Raw genomic sequence first — 25916 nt, forward strand, 5'->3', positions numbered from 1 at the left:
AACCGCTATGCTTTCCATTCGTAATCTGCGAGCCGGTTACGGCAAGGTGCAGGTGTTGCACGGCATCGATATCGATGTGCCGGGCGGTCAGGTCGTAACGCTCATCGGGTCGAACGGTGCAGGCAAGACGACTACCATGCGTGCCGTGTCCGGCATGATCAAACCGTCGTCGGGTGAAATCACGCTCGGCGAGAAGCGTATCGACGGACTCGACTCGCATCGCATCGCGAAGCTGGGATTGGCGCATTCGCCGGAAGGCCGCCGGGTGTTCGCCACGATGTCGGTGACGGACAACCTGCGCCTCGGTGCGTTTGCACGTCTGACGGGCAGCCGTCCGCGTGGCGACGTGGCGGCCGATCTGGAGCGCGCGATGGACTTGTTCCCGCGTCTGAAGGAACGGCGCAACCAGTTGGCGGGCACGCTCTCGGGCGGCGAGCAGCAAATGCTGGCGATGGCCCGCGCGGTCATGCTGCGCCCTGACATCGTGTTGCTCGACGAACCGTCGATGGGGCTGGCGCCGATTCTGGTCGACGAGGTCTTTCGCATCATCGGCAATCTGAAGGCCGAAGGCGTGACGATGCTGCTCGTGGAGCAATTCGCGGCCGCTGCGCTGGCCGTGGCCGATTATGGCTACGTGCTGGAGAACGGCAGCATTTCCGTGCATGGTCCGGCGCAGAGTCTGCGCAACGACGACAAGGTGCGCGCCGCCTATCTGGGCGGCGGTCACTGAGCTCCGGCCTGACGTTTGCGTCGAGCCGCACGCAAAGGGCAGCCGGTCGGCTGCCCTTTGTGACTGGCAAGGCGGAGACTACCGCCCTGCATCGATGGCGCTTGCGATGGCATCGCGCGTTTCCCGGGTGAGGACTTCGACGAGCGTCGCGGCGGGAAGGGCGCGCGCGAGCGGTGCCGCCTGACCGGCCCATTGCGCCGCATAGCCGCTCTCCTTGTGCGCCTTCGCGGCGGCATTGAGCAGCTTGCCGGCATCGTACGTGATCGGATAGTCGGGGATGGCGGGGCGGCCGGGCGCTTGCTCCAACGCCCAGAAGCGATTCGCCAGTCCGCGCGCCGGACGCCCGGAGATCGCACGAATCAGTGCCGTGCGCGGTGTCTGGCCGCTCGTCAGCGTTTCGCGATAGGCGGTGTCGGCGGCGGACTCGGGGCACGCGATGAATGCGGTTCCCATTTGCGCAGCCTGTGCACCCAGCGCGAGCACGGCGGCCACGCCTGCGCCGTCCATGATGCCGCCCGTTGCGATGACCGGCAGCGAGGTGCGCGCGACCAGTCGCCGGACCAGCGCAAAGGTGCCGAGTTGTTCGTCTTCGCTGGGTTGACGGTCGCCTTCGTCGTTGAAGCGTCCGCGATGGCCCCCGGCTTCCCAGCCCTGCGCAACGATGGCGTCGATGCCTGCGGCTTCGATGGCGCTGGCTTCGGCTTCGTTCGTGGCGGAGGCGAAAAGAACGATGCCCGCCGCCTTGAGCGCGTCGATCCATGCTTGTCGCGGCAACCCGAAATGGAAGCTTACGACGGCCGGGCGCTCCTCCAGAAACATCTCGTACATGGCCTCGTCTTCGACGAAGCTCAGATAGATTTCCCGCAGCGCGGCGGGCGGTGTTGCGCCGTAACGGGCGAACGTCGGCGCAAGGTAGTCGAGCCACGCGGCTTCACGCGCGGCATCGGCTCGGGCGGGGGCATGCGCGAAGACGTTGACGTTAAAAGGCCGCCCGGTCAGCCTGCGCGCCTGCCGGATGACCTCGCGTGCGGCGGTGGCGTCCATGTTGCCGACAGCCAGCGAGCCGAGCCCGCCGGCGTTGGATACCGCCGCCGCAAGCGCCGGTGTCGACGCCACGGCCATGGGAGCCTGAATGATCGGCGTCGACATGCCGAGACGTTGGGTAATGCGGGACGGCCGAGGCGGCGTGGCGCTCATGAAAGACCCCGTTCAGAAAGCGATTGCCAGATCGCGCAAGGCGTCGAGCGTCTCGTGCAATTCCGCACGCAGCACGCCGACGAGTTCCGCCGCCGGCATTGCGCGTGCGAGCGGTGCGGCCTGCCCGGCCCATTGCGCGGCGTAGTCGCTGTTGCCCTTGGCCTTGGCGGCGGCGTTGATGGCCTTGCCCGCGTCGTAAGTGACGGGATAGGCGGGCAGGTCGGGGCGCCCGGCGGCCTGTTCAAGCGCGTAGAGCCGGTTGACGAAACCGCGTGCGGGGCGACCCGAGATGGCGCGGATCAGCGCGGTGCGCGGTGGGTTCGGGCCAGTAAGGCGCTCGCGATACGCAGCATCCGCCGACGACTCCGGACAAGCGACGAATGCGGTACCGAGTTGTGCGGCCTGGGCGCCGAGCGCGAGTGCGGCGGCAATGCCCGCGCCGTCCATGATGCCACCGGCGGCAATCACCGGCACCGAGGTGTGCGTGACGATCAGACGCACGAGCGCGAGCGTGCCGAGTTGCTCGTCCTCCGTGGGCACACGGTCGCCGAGATCTTCGAAGCGTCCGCGATGGCCGCCAGCCTCGTAACCTTGCGCCACGATGGCATCGACCCCCGCGGCTTGCACGGCCTTCGCTTCGGCGAGATTCGTGGCCGTGGCAAACAACGTGATGCCCGCGGCGTGCAGTGCATCGATCTTTTCCTGCGACGGCAATCCGAAATGGAAGCTTACGACGGCCGGACGTTCTTCGAGCAGCATTGCGTACATCGCGTCGTCGGCGACGAAGCTCGTGTAGATCTCGCTGAGGGTCGCGGGCGGTGTGGCATCGAAGCGGGCGAATTCGGGGGCCAGATAGGCAAGCCATGCGGCGTCGCGCGATGCATCGAGTCTGGCGGGCGCGTGGCAAAAAACGTTCGCGTTGAACGGTTTGCGCGTGAGGGCGCGCGTGTCGTGAATCGCCTTGCGCGCGGCGTCTGCATTGACCGCCGCCACGCCGATCGAGCCGAGCCCGCCTGCGTTGGAGACGGCAGCGGCAAGCGCCGGTGTGGACGTACCGGCCATCGGGGCCTGAATGATGGGAGTTTGCAATCCCAGTCGTTCGATCAGCGCGCGGTTGCGGGATTGGGCGGCGTTGGAGCTAGGCATGACGATCTGCACCTAAGAGTGTTCAATGGGGGGAACAGCGGCAGTCACAGCAGGCAGTATGTCCACTATGGCATACGCCCGGCGCGACAAAAGATACCACTTAAATGCATCTTTATGCCATCCGCCCGCGAAAGTGTCAGGGGTATTACGTCAGGTTTGCCGGATTCTTGTATTGCGCCTGGCCGCATCGTTTATGTCGACGAGTCCTCCGGGCCCATCAGATCGGCGGCGCGCGAGCGCTGCATGTCGGCGCGACGGAAGTACCCGATGACCGTGGCCACACTGGTATGACCCGTCATCGTCATGGTCTCGGCAAGTGGAACTTGCTGGAGGGCTGCTTCGGTGACGAAGCCTGCGCGCAGTGAATGCGCGGAGAAGTTGCCTTCCAGACCGGCCAACGCGCATCGCTCGCGCACGATGTCGCGCACCGACGCCTCCGACAGCGCTTCACCGACGTGTCCGCCTCGCCTGACACGACGAAAGATCGGCCCTGTCTCGATACCGGAGGCGGCCAGCCAGTCGGTCAGCGCGGCTGCGGCGGCGCCCGTGACCGGCTTCTGGTTCCCGGGTAGATCCGCACCCTGCTGGTTCGTTTTCGACCACGCGAGCGTATAGATGTAATCGGCCGGGCCATTGCGCCGGACATTCTCGCAGGTCGCCCGCACGACTTCGGAGCGCCGGCGGCCGCCGCTCGCCCATGCGAACAGCAGCAGCGCCCGGTCGCGTTTGCCGCGTAGCGAGTCGTCGCAGGTGGCCAGCAGCGCGCGCAGCCGCTCGCGCGTGAGGGCATCTTTCTTCGCCGGGCCAACGCCACGCTTCGCGTAGGCGCGACGCGTCCTGGCAAGCAATTCGCGAACGGCAGGGTCCGCGCACGGATTGGGGAGGTCGCGCGACGTATGCAGTTTGGCGATGACGCTGATCCGATGGAGCAGGGTTGCCAATGCGGGCGGCCCGAGGCGAGTTTTCAGGCCTTGGGCGACGAGCGCGGCGTCAAGCGTATCGGGCATCTGCGTCCTCAGGCCGTGCTTACCCCGGCGCTGTGCGTGATCGACGACGAACTGCACGATCACCGCGGGTGGCACGGGTACGACCAGCGCTTCGCCATAACGCAGACGGTACCAGCCCATCCAGTAACGCATGGCGGACCGGTAGCTTTGACGCGTATTGGCCGAATCTCCTTCGCGGGCGAGGGCTTGTACCGCCTCGCGCGCCTGCGCGTCGAGCGTGGCCGGATTCAGCAGAACCGGCAGATCGGCGCGAGACGACATTTCGGCGGCGGCATCGGTATCCGATTTACGCGAAGGTCCGCCGCCAGGCGTGATTTTTCTATGAAACATATGATTTCATATGTAAAATGTAAAAAATAGGACGCACGATACAAATAACTCTCGATAATCTTCCGTTATCGTGGGTTATTTGGCAATGCCGCCCACTTGAAGGAGTGCTTCGCGATGACGTCTCAAACCCCGAAATCTGCCGCGCCTGCGCCGTCGCCACGCCAGGGCGGCCGGGGCATTTCCGAGCATGACGTCTGGACGGCGGCGGACACGCTGCTGATGGCCGGGCAACGTCCGACCATCGAGCGCATTCGCCAGCAATTGGGCCGGGGCTCGCCCAACACCGTCAGTCCTTATCTGGATGCATGGTTCGCGGGTCTGGGCGCCCGTTTGAAGGGCGTGGGCGATGGCATTGCCGGTGTGCCCGAGGGTGTCGACATGCCGGTGCCGGTAGCGCATGCGGCGATGAACTTGTGGACGCTGGCGCTGGAAGAAGGGCGCGCCGCGCTTGCGGAAGAAGCAGCGGCGAAACGGGCGGTGCTCGACGCGCGTGCGTCCGAGTTGGCGGCAGATCGCGAGGCGTTGGAGCAGGCGCGTGCCGTGCTTAACGAGCGGGTCACCGCGGCAGAGACGGCAGCGTCGGATGCGCGCCAGGCGAGAGACGAAGCCCAGGCGCAGGCGCGACGCGCAGAAGCGTTGCTGATCGACGCACAAGCCGATGCCGTCGCGTCGCGTCAGGCGCTTTTCGCGGCGCGCGATGCCGCGCAGGCGTTGCAGGACGAGCATGCGTCACATCGCGCGAGTTGGGACGCCGAGCGGGCTCGGCTCGTCGAGCGCGCCGACGCCAACGAGCGGCGTCTGATGCTGGAACTCGACACCGCGCGCGAATCGATCAAGGCGTTGCAGCAGGAGCGCAAACAGACGCAGCGGCAGGTGCAGGAGGCGGAGACGGCCATCGCGACACTGACCGAAGCGCAGCACGAACTGCGCTCGGCCAAGGCATTGCAGGATGCCGTCATCGCGCGGCTGCGCGAACAGGTCCGTACGCAAGAAGCGTTGGCGGCAACCTATCAGTCGATGCTGGCGGCGCCGCCGGCATTGGCGGCGGCTACCGGACGGGGCCTGGCGCCGGGGGCAAAGCGGCGGGTTAGCGGGGCGGTCACGCCGTCGGCGTCGGCGTTAAGGCGATCGCGCCGGGCGTAAGGGCCTCTCCATGCTCGTGCGATGTTCGGACTACGCATGGGCGGCATCGCAAGTCCTGCCGTCAGGCATCCGGCCCTCACTTGCGCAACGGTTGCGTTTGGGCCATCGACCGCATGCCCGAGGCCCATCCACCACCCAGCGCGCGGAACGTCGCGACAGCGGCCCGGGCATTGTCGGCCTGAGCGCGGGCGTCGGCGTCACGCACCGTCAGCAATTGACGGTCGGCGTCGAGAACTTCGTACAAACTGACGGTGCCGCCGGTGTAGGCCTCCTGCGCGCTGTCGCGTGCCCGTGTCTGGGCGTCGACAGCGCTTGCGAGATCCTTGCGCTGTTGCTCCAGCTCGACGAGCGTCACGATGGCGTTCTCCACATCTTCCGTTGCGTGCAGAATCGACAGCCGGTACTCGGCGAGCGCCTGCGCGTTGGCGCCCCGGGCTTGTGCAACCTCGGCATCGATGCGTCCGAAATCGAACAGACGCCAGCGCAGACCCAACGCGGCGAGCGGCTGGAATGTGGCCGCACTCGGCACGCGCCCACCGGCAAGCGTATCGAAGCCGAGCACGCCCGAGAGCGACAACTTCGGATAGTACTCGGCAAGCGATGCGCCGATGCGTTCGTTCGACGCGGCGAGCTTGCGCTCCGCGGCAATGACGTCCGGACGGCGTCGCAGCAAATCGGCGGGGGCGCTCGCATCGCCGATGGCGGGAATCGTCAGCGGCCGGGCGTTCAGAGCGTCGTCCTGTGCGGCCACGCGCATGCGACGCGCGTAAGTGCCCGGCGCAGCGCCCATCAGCACATCGAGCCGGTTGAGTTGCGTCTCCCGTTCGATGCGCAACGGCGGCAGAGTCGTACGCGCCTGGGCCAGCAACGCTTCGGATTGCGCCAGCTCGCGCGCCGTGGCCAGGCCGTCGTTCAGGCGTAGGCGCACGATTTCCATCAGCCGCGTATCCGTGTCGATCTGATCCTGCGCAATGATCAGGCGCCGTTGCGCGGCCCGCACCCGGAAATACGCATCGGCCGCCTCGGCCACGATACTCACGCGAACGCCGTCGCGCTGCGCCTGCGCCGCCTGTTCGAGCGCGCTGGCCGCTTGCGCCGTGCGTTGCAGCCCGCCGAAAAGGTCCAGTTCCCAACTCGCCCCCGCACCGATGTCGTAGATCGTCATGTTGCGGTTGTAGCCGGGGATATTGCGCGCCACGACACCCAATGGGCCGTCCAGCGACTGATGTTCACGCGTGACGTTGGCGTCGAGCGACAACGACGGCAGCCGTTGCGCGCCGGCGGCTTGCGCCCGCGCCCGTGCCTGTGCCACCCGGGCCATTGCGGCCTGCACATCCAGATTCTGTGCCAGTGCCTGTTCGACGATGCCCGTCAGCACGGGGTCGTGAAAGCTTGTCCACCACGTATCCAGCGTGGTGGTGTCGCCGGGCGTCTCGTGGTCGGCGTCGTGCCGCGATAACGACGCGCTGCCTGCGAAGTGTGTGGGCAGATCCGACGCGGGGGCAACGTATTCGGGCCCGACAGCACACGCCGAGAGGGCGCCGACGGACAGCGCCAGCCAGACATGGCGCAGGATGGGGAGGGTCGTGCGACCGGATGACGGCGCGATCGACGAGAGCGACGGGGGTGACGGGGGTGACGGGGGTGACGGGGGTGACGGGGGCAACGAGGCGGTATTCATGGGGTTTAATGAGTTACTTGCAGGATGATAGTTGCAACTCTATACTCACTTCCATCATGAAAGCAACCATCGGTTGCGTGCCCCCTGTTATTTCCCTCCCAGAGCGAAGAAGGATCGACCCATGACTTCCCCGAGCACTCCCGTCCACCACGCCAGCCAGCCGGGCGGCCCGCCTCGCAACCCCGCGTTCGCACGCCGCTTTGCGGTGCGCGGCGCGTTCGTCGTCGCTGCGATTGCGGCGCTTGGTTATGGAGCGTACTGGTGGACGACGGCGCGTTATCTGGAGACGACGGACGACGCCTACGTGGGCGGCGACGTGACGGTGCTCGGCCCCAAAGTGTCCGGATACGTCGCGCAGGTGCTCGTGACGGACAACCAGACGGTGCGGGCCGGCGACGTGCTCGTGCGGCTGGACGATCGCGATTACCGGGCGGCGCTCGCGAAGGCGGAGGGCGCGGTCGCGGCGCAGCAAGCGTTGCTGGCCAATCTCGACGCGACAGCCAGATTGCAGGCCGCCGTGATCGCGCAGGCGCGCGCAAGCGTGGTCGCCGCCACGGCGGATGTCCGCCGTGCGCATGACGATCAGGTGCGTTATCAGGACCTGGTCGCCAAATCGGCGGTGTCGGTACAAAGTGCGCAGAAGGCGGATGCCGACTACAAACAGCTAGTGGCGAATCGCGAGCGGGCCGAGGCGGGAGCGGTGGCGGCCGAGCGGCAGTTGGACGTCATCGCGACGCAAAAGCAGCAAGCGCAAGCGGCGTGGGCACAGGCGGTGGCTGAGCGCGACATCGCCAAACTCAACGTCGAATACACCGTGCTGCGTGCGCCGGTGGATGGCACGGTGGGCAATCGTCGAGCGCGCGCCGGGGCGTACGCACCGGCGGGAACGCAACTGCTGGCGATCGTTCCCGCGCATGGCTTGTGGGTCGATGCGAATTTCAAGGAAGGGCAGGTCGCGCATCTGCGCCCGGGAATGCCGGTAAGAATCGAGGCCGACGTGTTACCCGGGCGTGTGTTCCACGGCCGTGTCGCGAGTCTGGCGCCGGCCACCGGCGCCCAGTTCAGTGTGCTGCCACCCGAAAATGCGACGGGCAATTTCACCAAAATCGTTCAGCGCGTGCCGGTGCGCGTACAGCTCGACGACGACGACGGCCGTCTGGGGACGCTGCGTCCGGGGTTGTCGGTGACGGCCGAAGTGGACTCGCGCGAACGCAATGGGGAGATCGGCGGCAACGGTGACAAGGTGGCGGCAAGATGAGCGCCGCACATGCCGGGGCGGCGCTGCCGGTGCCCGTTGGCGGGACCAACGATGCTCCCGGCCAGCCGGGCGGGACTCACTCCGCCAACGACGAACCGCCCAAAACGATGCCGCCGCCCGCGGGCGGCGGGTTCTCTGCGCAATCGATGTCCATGCCGGCCAGGATCATCGCGTTCGGTACGATGGTCGTGGGAATGTTCATCGCGCTGCTCGATATCCAGATCGTTTCGGCGTCGCTGCGCGACATCGGCGGCGGACTCTCTGCGGGGGCAGACGAGACGGCCTGGGTGCAGACGAGTTACCTGATCGCCGAAATCATCGTCATTCCGCTGTCGGGCTGGCTCTCGCGCGTGATGTCGACGCGCTGGATCTTCGCGGTGTCGGCCGCCGGGTTCACCGTGGCGAGCCTGTTGTGCGGCGCGGCATGGAACATCCAGAGCATGATCGCGTTCCGTGCGTTACAGGGATTTCTGGGCGGATCGATGATTCCGCTGGTATTCACGACGGCGTTCGCCTTTTTCAGCGGGCCTCAACGGGTAGTGGCGGCCGCCGTGATCGGCGGGCTGTCGTCGCTGGCGCCGACGCTCGGTCCGACCATCGGCGGCTGGATTACCGACAACTACTCGTGGCACTGGCTGTTTTTCATCAACATCGTGCCGGGTATCTTCGTGACGGTGACGGTGCCGCTGCTGGTGCGCATCGACCGTCCGGACGTTTCGTTGCTGCGCGGTGCGGACTATCTCGGCATGGCGCTCATGGCGATAAGCCTTGGCTGTCTCGAATACACGCTGGAAGAGGGGCCGCGCTGGGACTGGTTCGGCGACGCCACGATTCGCACGACGGCCTGGCTCGCGGCGCTGTGCGGCGTGGCGTTCGTCTGGCGCAGTTTGGTGTACGCGCAGCCGATCGTGGATTTACGCGCGCTCAGGCAGCGCAATTTTGCGCTCGGGTGCTTCTTTTCCTTCGCCACCGGGATCGGCATTTTCGCCACGATCTACCTCACACCGTTATTTCTCGGGCGGGTGCGCGGTTTCTCCGCGTTCGAGATCGGCATGGCCGTGTTCTCGACGGGCATCTTCCAGTTGCTGTCGATCCCCCTTTACACGATGCTCGCGAATCGCGTCGATTTGCGGATATTGATGATGGCGGGAATTGGCGGATTCGGGCTGTCGATGTGGCAATTCGCACCGATCACTCACGACTGGGGCACGGCGCAACTATTGCTGCCGCAAGCATTGCGCGGCGCGGCACAACAGTTTGCGGTGGCGCCCATCGTCACGCTGACGTTGGGCAGTCTTGCGCCGGCGCGATTGCGTCTGGCGTCCGGGCTGTTCAACCTGATGCGAAATCTGGGCGGTGCGATCGGCATCGCGGTCTGCACGACCGTCCTCAACGACCGCACGAACCTGCATTTTTTCCGGCTCGCGGAGACGATGGGCGCCGGGAATCCGGCGGTCGGCCAATGGCTGGCAGGCGTTGGGGTGCGCATGAGCGCCGCGGGGCTCGACGCCGTGGACGCGCAGACGGCGGCAGTACGCCAGCTGTGGCTGTTGACGCTGCGAGAAGCGCAGACGATCACGTTCGGCGACATCTTTGCGGGACTGGGCGTGATCTTCCTCTTCGTCACGCTCATGGTGCCGTTGATGCAAAAGGTTGCACCGCCGAAAGCGCCCAGTGCGGACGCCCATTGACGGCGTTGGCAGCAGAATTCACTTTAAAGAAGTTGCTTCATATTTGTCGGTCAAGTCGATGATTTATAATGGTTTCAAGATTGCCGTGCACTGCGAAACCGGGATGCCGGCCGATCACCGCAATGCGCGACAGCTCCGGCCGGCTTGCTCGCCGATGTCTTCGCCCTTATTCTCACTTGCATGGTAATAGCCAGGGCCCCGGCGCTCCGGCGCCCACCGAACGCGAGGAATCCGTATGCATCGAAAGACATTCCGTGATATGCAATGCCCCATCGCCCGCAGCCTTGAGCGCGTGGGCGAATGGTGGAGCATTCTGATCTTGCGTGAGGCCAGCTATGGCACGACACGCTTCGACGATTTTCAGCGCCGTCTCGATATTGCGCCGAACATGCTGACCCGACGACTGAGCGCGCTGGTGGAAGAAGGCTTGCTCGCGCGGCGTCAGTACTGCGACCGCCCGCCACGCTTTGAATATGTGCTCACCGATGCGGGACGAGACTTCCGGCCGGTGCTGTGGGCGTTGCTGGCGTGGGGCAACCGGCATTTCGCGCCGGAGGGCATTGCGGCCCAACTGATCGATCGCGAGACGGGACAAGTCGTCGAGCCGGTGGTCGTCGACGCGGTGACGGGCGTACGTCTTGACCCGACGCGTCACGTGCCGGGCGCGGGGCCCATGGCAAGCGAGAGCATGCGGGCGCGACTGGCGCGTGCGGCGGAGTTCGCCTCCGGGCAGTCGGCGGGTCCCGCTGAGGCGAGCGCCGAAAAAGTGGAAGACGTTTCTGAATAAACGCCGCCAGACCGTTGACTGCACTGGCTTTTCGGAAAGCTGCCGCGGGCGATGGATTAGGCCATTGCCGGTGCGCCGGGTATGCCGGGCAGCGAAGCGAGCAGCCGGGCGAATGCGTCGCTCGTGAGCGGTTTGCCGAGCAGGAAGCCTTGTAACTCGTCGCAATCGAGGGTTCTGAGCGCTTCGCGTTGCGACGCCGTTTCGACACCTTCGGCCACAACGTCCATGTCGAGCGAGTGCGCCAGTGCGATGATGGCCGAGACCACGGCGCTGCCTTCGCGCCCGCAGGTATCCAGACCGTTCGTGAAGAAGCGATCCATCTTCAGCTGCTTCACGCGAAAGCGCTGCAGGTAAGCCAGACTCGAATAACCGGTGCCGAAGTCGTCGATGGCGACCTCGAAGCCATGGTCCTGAAATGCGCGGATGACGTCGACGGTGTGCTGCGCGTCGGACATCGCCACCGTCTCGGTAATTTCGAACATCAGGCGCGAACAGGCGATTCCGGCGTTTCGAACGATCTCCACAATATTCTCGACGAGCAGCGACTGCGCCATCTGGCGAGGCGACAGGTTGATCGCGACCTTCACCGGCGGCAGTCCTGCCGCATCCCATTCCTTGATGTGACGGCAGGTCTCGCGAACGACCCAGTAGCCGATCTGCACGATCTGCCCGGTGCGCTCGGCCACCGGAATGAAGTCGGCCGGCTGCAACTCGCCGAACGTCGGGTGCGTCAGACGCAGCAGCGCTTCGGCGCCGGCCAGCGCTTCGGTATCGCCTCGATATTTGGGCTGGAAGTGCAGCGAAAAATACTGCTCGTTCTCGGCGTCGTGCAAGGCCTGCTGGATCTCCCAGGTGCGCTGCGCGGCGGCGTTCATGCGCGGCTCGAAATAGCGGAAAATGCCGCGCCCGGCGCACTTGGCCTCGTACATGGCGGTGTCGGCGTGCTTGAGCAGCAGGTCGATGCTGTCGCCGTCGTCCGGGAACAACGCCACACCGATACTCGGCATCACGTGCAACGACTGATTGCCGACCTTCAGGCCGTCGCGCATGTCGTCGAGCAGCCGTTGCGCCACGCGGCCCGCGACTTCGGGCGAGGACAACGATCCGAGCAGCACCACGAATTCGTCGCCGCCCAGGCGGGCCACCACGTCGTCACCGTTCACGTTCTTGCGCAAGCGCTTGGCAAAGGCGCGCAGCACGTCGTCCCCCACGTTGTGGCCGAGCGAATCGTTGATCGTTTTGAAACCGTCCAGATCCATGAACAGCACCGCGAAACGACGCTGATCGCGGCGCGAGTTGATCAGCATGCGCGCCGCGGCGTCGTGCAGCGCACGGCGATTGGGCAGATCGGTCAGCGCATCGTAGGTCGCCATGCGCGCGATCTGGGTGTTGAGTTGCAACACGGAGGTGGCGAGGAAGCTGGTTCGGGCGTCGAGCCGCGAGACAAGCAGGGTGGTGACCAGAATCAGGAACGTGAAGAGGCTGACGGTCGTGACCAGCCACGACGAACTCACCCCATTGGCCGCCCCGCACACGGCGCCCGCGGCGAAGCTCGCCGCGGACATCCCCGTGTAGTGCATTGCCGTGATGGCAAGCCCCATGACGCAGGCGGCGCCCACGCGCTTGGCCATGACATAGCGCAGGCTGCCGTCGCGCAGGGTCCTCGCAATCCAGAGCGCGGCTGTGGCGGCGGCAATCGCTATGAGGATCGACGCAATGAAGAGCGCCGGATCGTAGCGGATGGCCGGGTCCATTTTCATGGCGGCCATGCCCGAGTAGTGCATGGCGGCGATGCCCAGGCCGAGGGTAATGCCCGCGCCGGCCAGACGCCACCGTGTGAAACGTTCGCTCGCCACGAGCCACAGCGCCGCCCACGAGATAGCGATGGCGATGCCGAGCGAGGCCGCTGTAATGGCCGGGTCGTAGCCGAGCGGGATGGTTTTCGCGGCCAGCGGCGTCAACGATGGCGACAGCGATGGCGGCAGCGAGAGGGCGAGCATGCCGATGAAGTGCATCGACCAGATGCCGATGCCCATGGCGGTCGCGCCCACGGCGAGCCACGCGTGACGCATGCCGCGGTGGGTCAGGAGATAGATGCGACCTGAAAGATCGAGCGCCGTAAACGACGCCAGCACTGCAACTGCAAGCGATAGCGCAACGAGCCAACCACTGTACGAACTGGACATATGAAAACCAACCGAAAAGTCCCGCTTAACTGGTTATCGGCACGTTGGGCCAATAGTTGAGGATGGCGGTGGAATATTTCCAGGCGCCTTGGCAGCGGCAAATCTCCGCGACGCGCCGTATCGACGGGTATCGATCCGTGTCGGCGCTCGACAGTGCCGATGCCATGGTGAATACTCCATCCGTACCCGCCCCGGTGCGACGTTTTTGCGGTAACGGCATGCGTCGGTGCTTGCGCAACGACGCTGTCGTGCAACGTGCCGGATGGCAACCCGTCGGGGCTACGCAACCGGGCATGGTCCAAGGACACGATCAGGGGGCGAAAAATACGGCAGCCCTAGATTTTGCCTGATTTCTGTAGGAATTCCTCTTACTGAGTGCAATCTTCGTGGTCGACTTGCCCGCAGGAGCCGTGATATGCGCATTCACATGGGGCTGTTGCAAGTGCCGGCGGTGCCGTTCGAAGCGCGCGTCGTCGCCGGGCGCCGGCTGCGCGAGAAGACGCCGCGCAGCAGCCATTCGCACCTCGGCAACACCGACCGGGACATCGTGGAACTCCTGCGCACGAGCAGCGAGGGGCGCGTGGCGGCGCTGGTTCCGCTACGTTATGGGCGCATGCTGGCGTCGCCGTTCGCGTTTTACCGGGGGAGCGCCATCGTGCAGGCGCACGATCTGGCGGGCACACCGCGCTCCGGATTCACAATGCAGATCTGCGGCGACTGCCATCTGGCGAATTTCGGCGGTTTCGCGACACCCGAGCGTGCGCTGATCTTCGATCTGAACGATTTCGACGAAACGGCGCCGGGGCCGTGGGAGTGGGATCTGAAGCGACTGTGTGCCAGTCTGGTCCTGGCGGCGCGGCAATTCGGTTTCGGCGACCCGCTGGGCGTCGAGATGGTGCGTGCCGCGGTCGATACGTACGCGCGGCGTCTGAACGAATACGCCCATATGCCGACCATCGAACTGTGGCATGAGCAGATTACCTTCGAGCGCATGCTGGAGATGGCGGGGACCGAGCGTGTGCGCGAGGGGGTCAAGCGTGGCATTGCCCGTGCCGCCGGCCGCACGCACGAGAATGTGCTGCCGAAGTTCGCCCAGCGGGTCGGCGATCACTGGCAGATTCGGGATACCCCGCCCACTGTGTTCCATGTCCATGGTGCGACGACGCTTTTCGGCCCGGACGACGATTGGCTAGGTCTTGGCGACTGGCGCTCGCTGTTCGCACCCGTCTACAAGAGCTACACCGATTCACTGCCGCCGGACCGGGCGCGCATGCTTGAGAGCTATACACAGCAGGACCTGGCGTTCAAGGTGGTGGGGGTGGGCAGCGTGGGTACGCGGTGTCTGGTGCTGCTCATGATGGACACGCACGATCAGCCGCTTTTCCTTCAGTTCAAGGAAGCGTCGAAGTCGGTTGTCTCGCGCTTCTTCAAGCATGTGACGCCGAGGCACGACGGGCGTCGCGTCGTGGAAGGCCAGCGTTTGATGCAAGCGGCGTCCGATGCCTTTCTCGGCTGGGGCTCGGGACCGTTCGGTCGCGCGATCTACGGACGCCAACTGCGCGATATGAAAATATCGGCGCAGTTCGAACTGTTTCGTGCAGACGGATTTCGCGAGTACGCGAGCCTGTGCGGTTGGGTGCTCGCCCGGGCGCACGCCAAGGCCGGTGGCTGCGCGGCCGAATTGGTCGGGTACGTGGGCAAGGGCATTCGCCTTGGCGAAGCGCTGACCCGTTACTCGACCGATTATGCCGACCAGGTGGAGCGCGACTACGAAGTGTTTCGCAAGGCATGCCGCGACGGCCGCCTCGAAGCGCGCACGGACACCGATATGGCTGCCGACTTCATGGCCTGACATGCCGAGGCACCGATTGAAGGCGCTGAAGGCGCGTATTGCGACGGCCGCCATTGCCGTGAGTACGGCGGTGCGATGGGTATCGCGCACGCCGACGCTCATCGTATGGAGCGGCGTGGGAATCTCCGTGCTGGTCATGGGGGTTGCCGTAGCGTTGCTCTATGAGGGCCGGCTACTGGTGCTCGCGCGCGCTTCGGACAATCAACGCAACATCGCCGAAGTGATGGAGCGCGACCTCGAACTCAACTTTCGCGTCTACGAGGCCTCGCTCGACGCGGTCGTGAAACTGCTCGCGCGCCCGGATGTCGAAGCGCTCACCCCGGCGCTGCGGCGGGAGCTTATTTTCGAGCGGGCAGGGGCGTCGCGCTATATTGGGTCGCTGGTGGTGCTCGATCCTCAGGGCAATATCGTCATTGATGCCGAGAGCGAAATGCCGCGCCCCTTCAATTTTTCGGATCGCGACTATTTCACGGTGCATCGCGACGACGCGCAGGCCGGGCTGTTCGTGAGCGGCTTCCTGCATTCCCGGTTGCGGGGCAACGCGCCGACGATGGTACTCAGCCGGCGCATTACGCGTGCTGACGGCTCCTTCGGCGGCGTGGTGTCGCTCGCGGTCGATACCGAATATTTCCGGCAATTGTTCGATCACATCGAGGTCGGACGCGACGGGGTGATCCTGCTGTTGGGCAAGGACGGCGCAATTCTCATGCGCAAGCCATACGACGAGACCGTGATTGGTGCCACGATGGCGCAGACTGGCCGTTACGAAGCACTGCCGCCCGGGCGGGACGACCACCGCATCTACCCGATTCGCTTTCTTGGCCGCGACAGCCTGATGTCGCGCCGGTTCCTGAGCAACGTGCCGCTCACACTGATCGTCGTGACGTCGAGCGAAGAAACGCTGGCGCCCTGGCACAAGCGGGTAATCGAGTTCGGCGGCCTGTTCCTGTTGCTCAACATCGGGTTCGTCGCCACGTCGATGTTGCTCGCCGCACAATTGCGGCGGCGCTTGCGGGCCGAGCGGGAATTGAGTCTGCTGGCCCGGACCGACGGCCTGACAGGTCTGTCGAACCGCCGCTCGCTCGACAAGATTCTGGCCGGCGAATGGCGGCGCATGCGTCGCGCGGGGCATCCGATGGCGGTGGCATTCATCGATATCGACTGGTTCAAGCGTTACAACGACACGCATGGTCATCAGGCGGGCGATGCGGCCCTGGCCGCGGTGGCGAGCGCCATCGGGACGGCGCTGCAACGGCCGTCCGATGCCGCCGGGCGGTACGGCGGAGAGGAATTCATCGCCGTGCTGCCCGATACCGACACGATGGGTGCGCAGCGGGTGGCCGAAGGAATTCGGCTTGCCGTCGATCGTCTGAACCTCGCCCATGCATCGAGCGATTTCGGTCATGTGACGGTGAGCGTCGGCGTGGCGTGCCGCAAGCCCGCCGCCGGGGAGTCGGTCGATGTCCTCGTCAAGGCGGCCGACGATGCGCTGTATCGCGCAAAGGCTACCGGCCGCAATCGGGTCATCGTCGCGCCGGACGGCAACGTGCCGTCGGCAGCCAGCACGGCCACCTGAATTTCGTCCGGCCGGATTCCCGTCTCGCCATCCCGAATGTAGGAATCGTCTGGTGGAGGGCTCGCGAAGGGCGCTGGTCCCCGCTTGGCTCCCCCGCATGCGCTTCGCTTTTCATCGCGTCCTGTCATCTTTGTGCTGCTTTCTTCCTTCCTGCATTACTTCAATACACGCCTGCAAATCTTTGATCGATTAGAAAATTTTGTCCGTTGAATGTGGGTTTCACCGGCGGCGCCGGGTCTTGACAGCGTCCGCCTACACGTCTTTCAGATTCCGCCGATTCGCCGGACGGGACCGGCTCTCTACAATCGATTTCAACAAGTCACGTGCAAGTCGCAACAGCACGGACCGAAGCCAAGGAGTCTGTCATGGCGAAACGCATTCCTCCGTCGCCGCAGCCGCGCCAGATGCGCGAGATGGCCGACGATGAAAAGCACCGCGAATCGGAACAACGGAAAGACCCCGAGCAGCACGCATTGACGCACGAAGACGGCGACGCCGAGACGAGCGGTGCACCGCCGGACAACGCCCCCGAGGCGCTGTCGCACGAGACGAAACAGTCCAGGGAGCGTAACGCGCAATCGGCGCATGCGCATGAGCAGCGCGATCCGAAGTGGCTGGGCGCGTCGGCGCCCAAGCGCGTCGGCAACGAAAAAGGACGTAAGCACTCGACAGATGGTGCGGGCGGTCACGGTTATGCGCCTGCGATCGCCCACGGCGAGGAGAGCGGCTATGGACCTGCGGATGCTGCGCCGGGCGCGCATCCCAGGTTTGGGCGGCAAAGTGCGTACGGGCCGCACGACGATTACGCGGGGACCGGGCGCGAAGCCTCAGGTACCGCCGCAGCGAAAGCGCCGGTGAAGAGTCCGTCGCAGGCGAGGCGCGTGCAATGGCCGGAAGGTACCGTGGGCGCGCCGTCGACATCCGACGCCGAGGTGCACGACGCCATCCGAAGGACGCTCGCCGACGCGATCGATATCGATGTTTCTCACGTCGAGGTGAGCGTAACTTCCGGCGAGGTACTGCTCACCGGGTATGTGCCGGAACGCTGGATGCAGCACGTGGTGCAAACGGAAGTGGCGAAGGTCGCGGGCGTTCGAGGTATCGACAATCAGTTGCACGAACGCCGTGTGAAGGCCATGAGCCGCCCGGGCGAAAGTCAGGAAGGACACAAGATTTGAGGTTGTTCTGCCACCGGCGGGGCACCAGAGACATGTCGGCATCGGCGATGCGATGAAGCACCGAGGGCGCCGGCCGCAAGGCAAGAGGCAAGACCGGGCATCTCCGGGCGAGGGGATGTATCACCTAAGACTCGGTCGTCGCATGGGCGCCGCACGTTGTATGTGCAGGAGGTGACGCCCCAGGGCAGCAATGCCGGCGATGTGACGGCCAATTTCGGGAGGTCAACAATGAAGCAAGCCAATCTGCTCAAAATCGTCATGGCGGGCGCGCTCGCCACCACCGGTATCGCGGCGCATGCGCTCGATCAGGGCGGAATCATCAAGATCGCCGATAACGCGAGCGCCAGCAGCGTGATGAGCGATACCGGTCGCAAGATCGACGACTCGGCGCTGACCGCCAAGGTCAAGGCCGAACTGCTCGCGAAAAAGGATGTGCCGTCGACCAAGGTTCACGTGAAGACGACGCGCGGCGTCGTGCATCTGACGGGCTCGGTCCCCCAGGCGGCACAGAAGACACTCATCGAGGATACGGTCAAGGGCGTGGACGGTGTGGTCGACGTCAAGAACGACCTCAAGGTCTCGGGCCAGTAAGCGTCGGCCGAACGCCTGATTCAGATTTTTGCAGGACACGTCGTTGCCTCGCCGGATTGCGCCCCGCGCCAGACTGGCGGTGCAACGACGCGCACGAGACCGCACTCTCGCCATGTCGGTAGCGCGATTGCACGGAGTCCCGCGGGATTCCGGCGACCCGTGGCCCGATGCCACCAGCGAAGGAGGAAGGAATCATGACCATGCAAACCGGCCGGGGCCAGACGCCCCAGACAGGACAATCGGGCGCGCGCATCGTCGGCGCGTCGAACAAGTTGCCCGACGGACCGGGCCCGTCGGTGATGGCCGCCGACTCGCTCGATGCGGAAGACGTTGTGAATCCCGCAGGCGAAAGCCTCGGTAAGGTCAAGCACATCATGCTCGACGTGCAGCGCGGCACTGTGGCGTACGCCGTATTGTCGTTCGGTGGCTTTCTCGGAATGGGCGACAAGCTGTTCGCGATTCCGTGGCACGCCCTGCAACTCGACGTGGAGAACAAACGCTTCATTCTGGACATCGACAAGGAGGCGCTTAAAAAGGCGCCAGGCTTCGACAAGGATCACTGGCCGAGTATGGCCGACATGCATTGGGCCGAGCAGGTGCATACGTATTACACCGTCGATCCGTATTGGCACTGAGCCTGGCGAGGTCTTGCTCATCATGCCGAGCCAAATCGAAATCCGCCGGCTAACGCAGGTCCCGTACCTGTATGCCCACTTGCCCGAGCCTTTCGAGCCGGGCAAGCCGCCCGGGACGCCGCCGCCGAAGACGCCTCCGGATGAGGACGAACCGACACCGGAGCCACCGCCCGACCGGCCGCTGGATCCGCCCGTGGAGGAGCCGCCGACGCGGCCACCCGGCAAATATGTCGCGCTCGCGCGTCGCGGTCCGCAGGTGTGACGGGGGCAGGGACAAATGCTGCTGAACGCCGGATCGGCAAGGGAGGAAAGTCATGCTTGGCACCATCCTGTTGATTGTTCTTGTGTTGTTGTTGATCGGCGCGTTGCCTGCGTGGCCGCACAGCCGCGAATGGGGTTACTACCCATCCGGAGGCATCGGGCTGGTCGTCTTGATTGTGGTGTTGCTTGTGGTCATGGGACACATCTGAGCGTGCTCCCCCGTCCGTGACCCGTGAGCGGCACTGCAAGAGGAGGACCCATCATGCCGTATCGTCAGACCCGCGATTTGCCGGCGAGTGTGAGAGATCATTTGCCGGCCCACGCTCAGGAGATCTACCTCAAGGCGTTCAATTCCGCCTGGGACGAGTACAAGGATCCGGGCGAGCGGCGCGGCCACGAGTCGCGCGAGGAAACCGCGCACAAAGTGGCATGGACCGCTGTGAAGCATACGTATGAGAAGGATGACAAGTCCGGTCAGTGGCATTCAAAGAAGCATCACTGATTTGATAGTTCCGGGGAGCGACGTGCGCGTCACTGCCTGCCGACCCCCAATACGATTGCATCCGGTTCCCGCAACCGGAGCGCAACCGTAGCTTGCCGGCCCACCCACTGGGCCGGTTTTTTTTTACCGCACGGGCGTGTGCGTGACGTCGACACCAGGACATGATGAATATTGCAGTGCGAGGAAACGTTTGTGGAATCTGGGCAAATTGCGCGTAATTGTGAGAGTTCAAGGATGTTGCATCGCGGCATTGAATCGGCAACGATTGCGGCGCTGGCGTAAAATCGGCGTCTTTGAATGAGGCGCGTGTGCCGTATCGGCCTCGATGCCACGATTTTCCGCTGCTTTCGTCGGCGCCGCTGGCGGCGAGCCATGCCGGCGCTGTGCCAGCCGTCACGACCGATTCCCGGATTCTCAATGAGTGCCCCCCAAATTCTTACTGCCGAGGCGTCCGAAGCGCTGCCGCCATCGTCCATCCCCGTCTGGCTGTCGTTCGTGGCGCTCGCCATGGGCGGCTTCGGTATCGGCACGGGAGAATTCGTCATCATGGGCTTGCTGCCCGATGTCGCCAAAGGTCTGGACATCACCATTCCGCAAGCCGGTCACGCGATCAGCACCTATGCACTGGGTGTCGTGATCGGTGCACCGCTGCTCGCCGTGCTGGGCGTGCGGCTGCCGCGCCGCGCGTTTCTGATCGCCCTGATGGCGATGTTTGCCGCCGGCAACTTCGCGAGCGCCCTGGCACCGGGCTACCTTCCGCTGATCGCGCTGCGTTTTCTGACCGGCCTGCCGCACGGTACTTACTTTGGCGTGGCGGCGCTCGTCGGCGCTTCGCTCGTGCCGCCTCATCGCCGTGTGCATGCGGTCGGGCAGGTGATGCTGGGGTTGACGCTCGCCACGCTTTTCGGCGTGCCGCTCGCCGCGGGGCTCGGACAGTGGCTCGGCTGGCGTGCCGCGTTCGTGCTCGTGGGGGCCATCGGCACATTGACGGCGTTTCTCGTCTGGCGCTGGGTGCCGGACGCCCCTGCGCCGCAGGGAGCCAGTCCGCTGCGCGAACTCGGGGCGCTGCGCAATTCGCAGGTATGGCTCACGCTCGGCATCGGCGCAATCGGCTTTGGCGGCATGTTCGCTGTGTTCAGCTACATCAAACCGACGCTCATGCGGGTCGGGGGCGTTCCGGAAACCTGGGTACCGTTCTATCTGGCGCTGTTCGGCGTGGGGATGGTCGGCGGCACGGTTATCGGGCCGCGTCTGGTGGCTGCCGCATCGCTCATGCGCGCCATCGGTGGCACGCTGATCTGGTCGGCGTTGCTTCTCGTCGCGTTCACGTTCACATCGGCCAACCCGTGGCTGGCCGGCGTCAACGTGTTGGCCATCGGCACGATCATCATCATTGGGCCGGCCTTGCAGATTCGTCTCATGGACGTGGCGGGCGAGGCACAGACGCTTGCGGCGGCGCTCAACCATTCGGCGTTCAATATGGCCAACGCCGCCGGTGCGTGGCTCGGCGGCGCGGCCATTACGGCGGGTTACGGCTGGACGTCGACCGGTTGGGTCGGCGCCGTGCTCTCGTGCGCGGGCATGCTCATGTTCCTCTGGGCGAGGCGCGATGCACGCCGGAAGGCCCGGTAAGCCATGCCCTGCATCGCCAGCATGGCGATGAACGCGAGCGGGTACGCCCACCAGATGCCGGTGAGTCCGGCGATCCGCTCGAACAGCCATGCGGCGGGCACTTCGATGCCCAGTAACCCGATCACGCCGAGCAACGTCGGCACCCACACCCGGCGGCTTGCCCGCATCGCGCCGGTCATGATGGCCGTCGCCCCCATCACCATCACACTCCAGGCCACGATGTAGAGCAGCGGCGTTGCCAGCGCCAGCACGCCGGGATCGGTTAGAAATCCGCGCAGAATCGTCGGGGCCGTCAGATAGATCGCGACGACCAGACTGCCGGTCAGCCCCAGATGACACAGCATGCCGGTACGCACGATGGCGCCGACACGCTCGCCGCGACCCGCACCGATGGCGTGAGCGCACAGAATCGATGCCGTGATACCCAACGTCATGACCGGCAGCTGCAACCAGCTCATCACCTGAGTGACAGCCCCGTATGCCGCCGTGGCGTTGGCTCCGTGGCGGTTGACCATGCTTAACAGCGCCATTTCGGCAATTGCCATCGTCAGCATCTGAATCGCGGTCGGCACGCCGATGTGCAGAATGCCGCGTGCCAGTTCACGGTTCCAGCGCAGGGCGAGCCACAGATCGCGGCCAGGGGCGAGCGGGTGGCCGGTGCGTCGCCAGTACAAGGCCATCCAGAGCAGGGCGACGGTGAACGCGAGCAGGGTCGAAGCCACCGCGCTCGCCACGCCGAGTGGCGGGAACGGTCCCCAACCGAAGATGAACGCGGGGGTGAGGCCCAGCGAAAGCAGTGTGGCAACGAGCAGCGTGAGGAGGGGCGAGACGGCATCCCCGGTGCCCCGGCTCATCGAGGTCGTGAGCCACAGCAGGAACACGATGGGCATGCCGACGAGCATCCCGCGGGCGTAGAGCGTTGCCGCCTCGAACACACGGTCGGGAGTGCCGAAGGCGCGCATGAGCGGTGTGGCGAACCAGCCGCCCAACACGCTGACGATCACGCCCGCACCGAACGTCATGACGAGCGCCGTGCCGGCGATGTTGCGTACGCGAGGTAGGTCCCTGGCGCCCCAGGCCTGACCGATCATCACCGTCGCACCGGCCGACAAGCCGATCACGATTGCCAGCAGAAAGAAGAAGACGGGGAAGAATGCGGAGACGGCGGCAATCGCGTCGGTGCCGATCAAATGGCCGAGATAGATGCCGTCGACCGTGCCGGCAATCGATTGGAGCGCGTTGGTCAGCATCATCGGCACGGCGATCAGAAGCCACGTTCTCCAGAGCGGCCTGGGCGGCTGAGGGGGTGGCAAGGTAGCTTGCGTCATGGTGTGTTTTCTCAGGGAAATCCGAAGCATCGGAAGAGTGCAAAAGCGACAGGCAAAGCGAGTCCGGTCCGGGGCGGCGGTCCGCCCGGAGCGTCGGAAAAGTCAGAAAAATCGGGTGTCAGGGGGACGGTTTTCCCCCCGGATGCCGTTGCGCCTTATGGAGTGGTGCCGGTCAGGTCGTCCGTGGCCGTGAGTCGCATCAGATGGGTACGCACGTCTTCCGGCCATTCGGCGATACGCAACTTCAGCGCGTCGAGGTCGTGGGCAAAGAGTGCCCGGGAGGCCTCTTCGAATTGCGGCAGGTCACCGGCCATCGTCGACATAAAGCTGTACGCCCGCTCTTGAGCGCGTCGCTGCAAATCGCGCTCGGCATTATTGCGGCGGGCTTCGTCGATCAGTTTGCGAAGCGCGACCGATGCGCCGCCACGCTGCTCGGCGAGCCAGTCCCAATGACGCGGCAGCAGGGTCACTTCCCGGGCGACGACGCCGAGTTTGGGACGCCCACGGCCTTTGGGCGCATCGCCGGAAAGGCCATCGTGCCTGTCGGCCCCTTCGGCCCCTTCGGCCTCTTTGGCCCCTTCCGCCAAGACGGCTGCGGGCTCCGGATACCGTGCCCGAATGTCGGCCGCAGTGCCGCGCACGTCCACATCGCGCGTGTCGCCCGTCAGGTTGTCGAAGATGAGGACCGACGCACTCGGGTCGGCAAGCATGGCCTGTTGGAAGGCGATGGCGGCGTCGGCAAGGGAGCCGGCCGCGATGCGGCGCTTGTCGCGAAAGACGGTATAGCCGAGTGACGAAGGGACGGACACAGTGGGACTCCGGTAACGATAACGTGATGTCGATACCGGCGAATATTACCCGGGTGTTATCGGGATTGCAATATTACCCGGATAATATTTTCGGGCGCATGGAGCCGTGAGGGGTGCGCTCAGGCCGTCAATGCCACGCCGCCATTCAACCGTTCGAAAACGGTGTCCCGGACGGCGCGCGGTGCATCGTCGAGCAAGGCGGGCCACGCGGCCTGCGCGTCTTTGACCGTTTCGCGCGCGATCGTCATCAACCGTCCGACCCGCAACAGGCCGGCGCCCTTGAGGAGCGCTTCAAGGGCGTTCCAGTCGAAGGCACGCAGCGTTTTGTCGATGGCGCGGTTCACGCCGTAGTGCGACGGCGGCACGTCGTGAAAAAATGCGGCCACGCATACCGGGTCATAGACCGGCGCCAGTTGAGGTGTCTGCGCATCGGGATAGGTCAGCGCCCAGTTCTTGAGATGGGCATCGGTGTTGCCGAGCAGGATAAAAGCCACCAGCCGCCGCAGGAATTCACGCACGTCCCTCACTGGCCGTGCGGACAACTGGTCGAGCACGCGCAGCATTGTCGTGTAGTCGATGTCCAGACCACGCCCGTACTTGCTGCGTGGCGGGTATTGCAGCACCTGGGCGAACTCCTCCATGTGCACGCGCCGCCCGTCCGGCAGACGGTCGAAGCGGGGCACGGCAAGAATGTGATCGAACGGCACCTGCTCGGGCAAATCGGCGTCACGGCGCGAGATGATCTCGGCCTTGGCGCAATCGAGTTCGAGCGCTTCGCACAGCCGATACCCGGTGAATTCGTTTTCGACGAGATCGGGGTGGCGCGTCGTCGGCAGCTTGAGAATGATCGAGCCTGCGCGTCCCTGACGCTTCACGATGTAGCGACGCCCGTCGCGAATCGCCGAGAATTTCGTCACCACGCCCGGCAGCGAGGCGGCATCTTCGACGGGCGTGTCGACAAAGCCCGGTTCCACCATCTCCAGCCCCAGTGCCGTATGCCAGCGATGGACGACATCCGGCACACCTTCGCGCGCGGGCACGGGTTCGACTTCGAGCGCGCCCATCAGGTCGTGACCGGCGGCGGCAAGCAGTTCGAACTCGTCATCGGGACTACAGTGTCGCTCGGCGGCGAGCCGTTCGCGGTTGTGGCCTTCGGGCAGCAGGTTTTCGAAGTACACCGGCCCGCGGCCGTCGGTGCGCACGAGGCGGACGTCTTGCGGCGAGGCGAGAATTTCGCGTGTCGCCGTTTCGTTGGCGCCGCGATACGCAAGCGAAAGCACCGGACGCCGGGCGTCGGCGATGTAGTCCTCGTCGAACGACATGCGAAGGATGTCGCCGTACTGCGAGAGATAGCCGATGGCGCGCCGGGTGCCGTCGGGCAGGTGCAGATAGGCGCGCAGGTATTTGATGTTCATGGCTCGGGACGGTCGAGATAATCGTAGGACGAGAGCGATCGATGCGCTCGGAAGGCTCCGAATGACGGTGATGAGCGCAGGACGCAGCCGGATCAGCCGCCGAGCGTTTCGACGATGGAGGGCGGTGCGGAAACACCACTCGGCTGCGCGAGATACTTGCCTCCGGAGCGGAGAAAGGCTTCCACCTCCTGTCGAAGTCCGGCAGGCACCAGCATGGGTTCGAGGCCGAGGGCGCGCGCCGACTCCAGCACGGTCGACACGCGAGGATCGAGCGCGCCGGACTCCATTTTCTGCACGGTCATACGCGACAGTCCGGCACGCTCTGCGAGTTCGGCCTGCGTCAGGCCGGCGTCCTTGCGTGCTGCGATCAATGGTTCCATCAAGCTCATGGCAATGTGCTTCTTATGAGAAATGATGCTTAATCTTAGCATTTTCTCGGCATATTGCCATATAAAAGCTAATATAAATTAGCTTTTATAGAAAAAAGCCAATAATCATTAGCTTCATTCGTCGCGACTGGCCCGCACTTTGCCGCGCGACGCCTTCACGCGTGAGCGGACTTGTTTGGCGTCGCGTCGCCGCACCTGACTGGCGAGCGTCGGGCGTGTGGGGACCCGGCGCCGCGGAACGACGGCAGCGGCGTCGACGAGGGTTTGCAGCCGCGCGAGCGCGTCGGCGCGATTGAGTTCCTGCGAGCGATGCTGCTGCGCTTTGATGACGATGACGCCGTCCTGCGTGATACGGCTGTCGAGCCGGGCGAGCAAACGGGCCTTGACCTCGTCGGGCAATGACGAGCGCATCACGTCGAAACGCAGGTGGATGGCGCTGGAGACTTTATTGACGTTTTGACCGCCGGCGCCCTGGGCGCGCATGGCCGTCAATTCGACATCTTCGGGAGCGATGAGAATGCGTCGGTTCATGGCGCAAGCATAACGTTCTCGCTGCGCCGTCTACAAGCGCGGGTCATGGCGTAGCCGTCGC

Annotated in this window: 24 protein-coding genes; 14 read left to right on the plus strand and 10 right to left on the minus strand. The window is 64.9% G+C overall.

Annotation, left to right across the window (positions count from 1 at the left end):
- Positions 1-7: 7 nt before the first annotated feature.
- A complete protein-coding gene (locus tag AB870_RS10580; protein WP_047907963.1) occupies positions 8-730 on the plus strand; it encodes an ABC transporter ATP-binding protein in 723 nt (240 codons plus the stop codon).
- Between the two features lie 78 nt (positions 731-808).
- Here AB870_RS10580 and AB870_RS10585 read toward each other — a convergent pair whose 3' ends face one another.
- From AB870_RS10585 to AB870_RS10595, 3 genes are all read right to left on the minus strand, one after another.
- On the minus strand, positions 809-1927 hold the full coding sequence (locus AB870_RS10585) for an NAD(P)H-dependent flavin oxidoreductase (RefSeq protein ID WP_047907964.1): 1119 nt from the start codon (positions 1925-1927) through the stop codon (positions 809-811).
- A gap of 12 nt (positions 1928-1939) precedes the next feature.
- On the minus strand, positions 1940-3073 hold the full coding sequence (locus AB870_RS10590) for an NAD(P)H-dependent flavin oxidoreductase (protein WP_047909072.1): 1134 nt from the start codon (positions 3071-3073) through the stop codon (positions 1940-1942).
- A gap of 191 nt (positions 3074-3264) precedes the next feature.
- Positions 3265-4341, minus strand: coding sequence for a site-specific integrase (locus AB870_RS10595; RefSeq protein ID WP_047907965.1), 1077 nt, complete (start codon positions 4339-4341; stop codon positions 3265-3267).
- Between the two features lie 183 nt (positions 4342-4524).
- Between AB870_RS10595 and AB870_RS10600 the strand changes: the two genes are divergently transcribed.
- Positions 4525-5553, plus strand: coding sequence for a DNA-binding protein (locus AB870_RS10600; protein WP_047907966.1), 1029 nt, complete (start codon positions 4525-4527; stop codon positions 5551-5553).
- A 76-nt stretch (positions 5554-5629) separates the two neighbouring features.
- Here AB870_RS10600 and AB870_RS10605 read toward each other — a convergent pair whose 3' ends face one another.
- On the minus strand, positions 5630-7234 hold the full coding sequence (locus tag AB870_RS10605; protein WP_084663541.1) for an efflux transporter outer membrane subunit: 1605 nt from the start codon (positions 7232-7234) through the stop codon (positions 5630-5632).
- A gap of 121 nt (positions 7235-7355) precedes the next feature.
- Between AB870_RS10605 and AB870_RS10610 the strand changes: the two genes are divergently transcribed.
- The 3 genes from AB870_RS10610 to AB870_RS10620 all read left to right on the plus strand — a co-directional run bounded on the left by AB870_RS10610 (position 7356) and on the right by AB870_RS10620 (position 10970).
- The gene (locus AB870_RS10610) at positions 7356-8492 is read left to right on the plus strand and encodes an HlyD family secretion protein (RefSeq protein ID WP_047907967.1); all 1137 of its coding nucleotides are present in this window, start codon (positions 7356-7358) and stop codon (positions 8490-8492) included.
- A 152-nt stretch (positions 8493-8644) separates the two neighbouring features.
- The gene (locus tag AB870_RS10615) at positions 8645-10183 is read left to right on the plus strand and encodes a DHA2 family efflux MFS transporter permease subunit (RefSeq protein ID WP_197683865.1); all 1539 of its coding nucleotides are present in this window, start codon (positions 8645-8647) and stop codon (positions 10181-10183) included.
- Between the two features lie 235 nt (positions 10184-10418).
- The gene (locus AB870_RS10620) at positions 10419-10970 is read left to right on the plus strand and encodes a winged helix-turn-helix transcriptional regulator (protein WP_047907968.1); all 552 of its coding nucleotides are present in this window, start codon (positions 10419-10421) and stop codon (positions 10968-10970) included.
- 56 nt (positions 10971-11026) lie between these two features.
- Here AB870_RS10620 and AB870_RS10625 read toward each other — a convergent pair whose 3' ends face one another.
- Positions 11027-13156, minus strand: coding sequence for a putative bifunctional diguanylate cyclase/phosphodiesterase (locus tag AB870_RS10625; RefSeq protein WP_047907969.1), 2130 nt, complete (start codon positions 13154-13156; stop codon positions 11027-11029).
- A gap of 415 nt (positions 13157-13571) precedes the next feature.
- Between AB870_RS10625 and AB870_RS10630 the strand changes: the two genes are divergently transcribed.
- The 9 genes from AB870_RS10630 (at position 13572) to AB870_RS10670 (ending at position 21383) form a co-directional block, all read left to right on the plus strand.
- The gene (locus AB870_RS10630) at positions 13572-15008 is read left to right on the plus strand and encodes a DUF2252 domain-containing protein (protein WP_418303987.1); all 1437 of its coding nucleotides are present in this window, start codon (positions 13572-13574) and stop codon (positions 15006-15008) included.
- Positions 15009-15024: 16 nt separating this feature from the next.
- Positions 15025-16584 carry a GGDEF domain-containing protein gene (locus AB870_RS10635; RefSeq protein ID WP_053059668.1) on the plus strand — a complete coding sequence of 520 codons (1560 nt, stop codon included), beginning with the start codon at positions 15025-15027 and terminating at the stop codon, positions 16582-16584.
- Between the two features lie 365 nt (positions 16585-16949).
- Positions 16950-17762: a BON domain-containing protein gene (locus AB870_RS10640; RefSeq protein ID WP_047907970.1), complete on the plus strand. Its 813-nt coding sequence runs from the start codon at positions 16950-16952 to the stop codon at positions 17760-17762.
- Between the two features lie 228 nt (positions 17763-17990).
- Positions 17991-18353, plus strand: a complete 363-nt coding sequence (locus tag AB870_RS10645; RefSeq protein WP_047907971.1) for a BON domain-containing protein — start codon at positions 17991-17993, stop codon at positions 18351-18353.
- A 194-nt stretch (positions 18354-18547) separates the two neighbouring features.
- Positions 18548-18988: a PRC-barrel domain-containing protein gene (locus AB870_RS10650; protein WP_047907972.1), complete on the plus strand. Its 441-nt coding sequence runs from the start codon at positions 18548-18550 to the stop codon at positions 18986-18988.
- Positions 18989-19001: 13 nt separating this feature from the next.
- Entirely contained in the window at positions 19002-19250 is a 249-nt protein-coding gene (locus AB870_RS10655) for a hypothetical protein (RefSeq protein ID WP_047907973.1), read from the plus strand.
- 52 nt (positions 19251-19302) lie between these two features.
- Positions 19303-19458, plus strand: coding sequence for a DUF3309 family protein (locus AB870_RS10660; protein ID WP_047907974.1), 156 nt, complete (start codon positions 19303-19305; stop codon positions 19456-19458).
- A gap of 53 nt (positions 19459-19511) precedes the next feature.
- Entirely contained in the window at positions 19512-19751 is a 240-nt protein-coding gene (locus AB870_RS10665) for a ChaB family protein (RefSeq protein WP_047907975.1), read from the plus strand.
- Positions 19752-20168: 417 nt separating this feature from the next.
- A complete protein-coding gene (locus tag AB870_RS10670; RefSeq protein WP_047907976.1) occupies positions 20169-21383 on the plus strand; it encodes an MFS transporter in 1215 nt (404 codons plus the stop codon).
- Here AB870_RS10670 and AB870_RS10675 read toward each other — a convergent pair.
- From AB870_RS10675 to arfB, 5 genes are all read right to left on the minus strand, one after another.
- A complete protein-coding gene (locus AB870_RS10675) occupies positions 21281-22711 on the minus strand; it encodes an MATE family efflux transporter (RefSeq protein ID WP_197683858.1) in 1431 nt (476 codons plus the stop codon). The two genes, AB870_RS10670 and AB870_RS10675, sit on opposite strands and share 103 nt — an antisense overlap.
- Positions 22712-22866: 155 nt before the next feature.
- Complete coding sequence (locus AB870_RS10680) at positions 22867-23520, minus strand: DUF2239 family protein (RefSeq protein ID WP_047907977.1); 654 nt, start codon at positions 23518-23520, stop codon at positions 22867-22869.
- A 119-nt stretch (positions 23521-23639) separates the two neighbouring features.
- The gene (locus AB870_RS10685) at positions 23640-24935 is read right to left on the minus strand and encodes a type II toxin-antitoxin system HipA family toxin (protein WP_047907978.1); all 1296 of its coding nucleotides are present in this window, start codon (positions 24933-24935) and stop codon (positions 23640-23642) included.
- A 92-nt stretch (positions 24936-25027) separates the two neighbouring features.
- Entirely contained in the window at positions 25028-25324 is a 297-nt protein-coding gene (locus AB870_RS10690) for a helix-turn-helix transcriptional regulator (RefSeq protein WP_237170094.1), read from the minus strand.
- 114 nt (positions 25325-25438) lie between these two features.
- A complete protein-coding gene (gene arfB, locus AB870_RS10695; RefSeq protein ID WP_047907979.1) occupies positions 25439-25855 on the minus strand; it encodes an alternative ribosome rescue aminoacyl-tRNA hydrolase ArfB in 417 nt (138 codons plus the stop codon).
- Positions 25856-25916 lie beyond the last annotated feature (61 nt).

The organism is Pandoraea faecigallinarum (assembly GCF_001029105.3).
Lineage (GTDB): Bacteria > Pseudomonadota > Gammaproteobacteria > Burkholderiales > Burkholderiaceae > Pandoraea > Pandoraea faecigallinarum.

What these genes read in the sequence shown, in the direction of transcription:
- AB870_RS10580 (WP_047907963.1), top strand. Translation starts at nt 8, where the DNA reads ATGCTTTCCATTCGTAATCTGCGAGCCGGTTACGGCAAGGTGCAGGTG.
- AB870_RS10585 (WP_047907964.1), bottom strand. Translation starts at nt 1,927, where the DNA reads ATGAGCGCCACGCCGCCTCGGCCGTCCCGCATTACCCAACGTCTCGGC.
- AB870_RS10590 (WP_047909072.1), bottom strand. Translation starts at nt 3,073, where the DNA reads ATGCCTAGCTCCAACGCCGCCCAATCCCGCAACCGCGCGCTGATCGAA.
- AB870_RS10595 (WP_047907965.1), bottom strand. Translation starts at nt 4,341, where the DNA reads ATGTCGTCTCGCGCCGATCTGCCGGTTCTGCTGAATCCGGCCACGCTC.
- AB870_RS10600 (WP_047907966.1), top strand. Translation starts at nt 4,525, where the DNA reads ATGACGTCTCAAACCCCGAAATCTGCCGCGCCTGCGCCGTCGCCACGC.
- AB870_RS10605 (WP_084663541.1), bottom strand. Translation starts at nt 7,234, where the DNA reads ATGAATACCGCCTCGTTGCCCCCGTCACCCCCGTCACCCCCGTCACCC.
- AB870_RS10610 (WP_047907967.1), top strand. Translation starts at nt 7,356, where the DNA reads ATGACTTCCCCGAGCACTCCCGTCCACCACGCCAGCCAGCCGGGCGGC.
- AB870_RS10615 (WP_197683865.1), top strand. Translation starts at nt 8,645, where the DNA reads ATGCCGGCCAGGATCATCGCGTTCGGTACGATGGTCGTGGGAATGTTC.
- AB870_RS10620 (WP_047907968.1), top strand. Translation starts at nt 10,419, where the DNA reads ATGCATCGAAAGACATTCCGTGATATGCAATGCCCCATCGCCCGCAGC.
- AB870_RS10625 (WP_047907969.1), bottom strand. Translation starts at nt 13,156, where the DNA reads ATGTCCAGTTCGTACAGTGGTTGGCTCGTTGCGCTATCGCTTGCAGTT.
- AB870_RS10630 (WP_418303987.1), top strand. Translation starts at nt 13,572, where the DNA reads ATGCGCATTCACATGGGGCTGTTGCAAGTGCCGGCGGTGCCGTTCGAA.
- AB870_RS10640 (WP_047907970.1), top strand. Translation starts at nt 16,950, where the DNA reads ATGGCGAAACGCATTCCTCCGTCGCCGCAGCCGCGCCAGATGCGCGAG.
- AB870_RS10645 (WP_047907971.1), top strand. Translation starts at nt 17,991, where the DNA reads ATGAAGCAAGCCAATCTGCTCAAAATCGTCATGGCGGGCGCGCTCGCC.
- AB870_RS10650 (WP_047907972.1), top strand. Translation starts at nt 18,548, where the DNA reads ATGACCATGCAAACCGGCCGGGGCCAGACGCCCCAGACAGGACAATCG.
- AB870_RS10660 (WP_047907974.1), top strand. Translation starts at nt 19,303, where the DNA reads ATGCTTGGCACCATCCTGTTGATTGTTCTTGTGTTGTTGTTGATCGGC.
- AB870_RS10665 (WP_047907975.1), top strand. Translation starts at nt 19,512, where the DNA reads ATGCCGTATCGTCAGACCCGCGATTTGCCGGCGAGTGTGAGAGATCAT.
- AB870_RS10670 (WP_047907976.1), top strand. Translation starts at nt 20,169, where the DNA reads ATGAGTGCCCCCCAAATTCTTACTGCCGAGGCGTCCGAAGCGCTGCCG.
- AB870_RS10675 (WP_197683858.1), bottom strand. Translation starts at nt 22,711, where the DNA reads ATGACGCAAGCTACCTTGCCACCCCCTCAGCCGCCCAGGCCGCTCTGG.
- AB870_RS10685 (WP_047907978.1), bottom strand. Translation starts at nt 24,935, where the DNA reads ATGAACATCAAATACCTGCGCGCCTATCTGCACCTGCCCGACGGCACC.
- AB870_RS10690 (WP_237170094.1), bottom strand. Translation starts at nt 25,324, where the DNA reads ATGAGCTTGATGGAACCATTGATCGCAGCACGCAAGGACGCCGGCCTG.
- arfB (WP_047907979.1), bottom strand. Translation starts at nt 25,855, where the DNA reads ATGAACCGACGCATTCTCATCGCTCCCGAAGATGTCGAATTGACGGCC.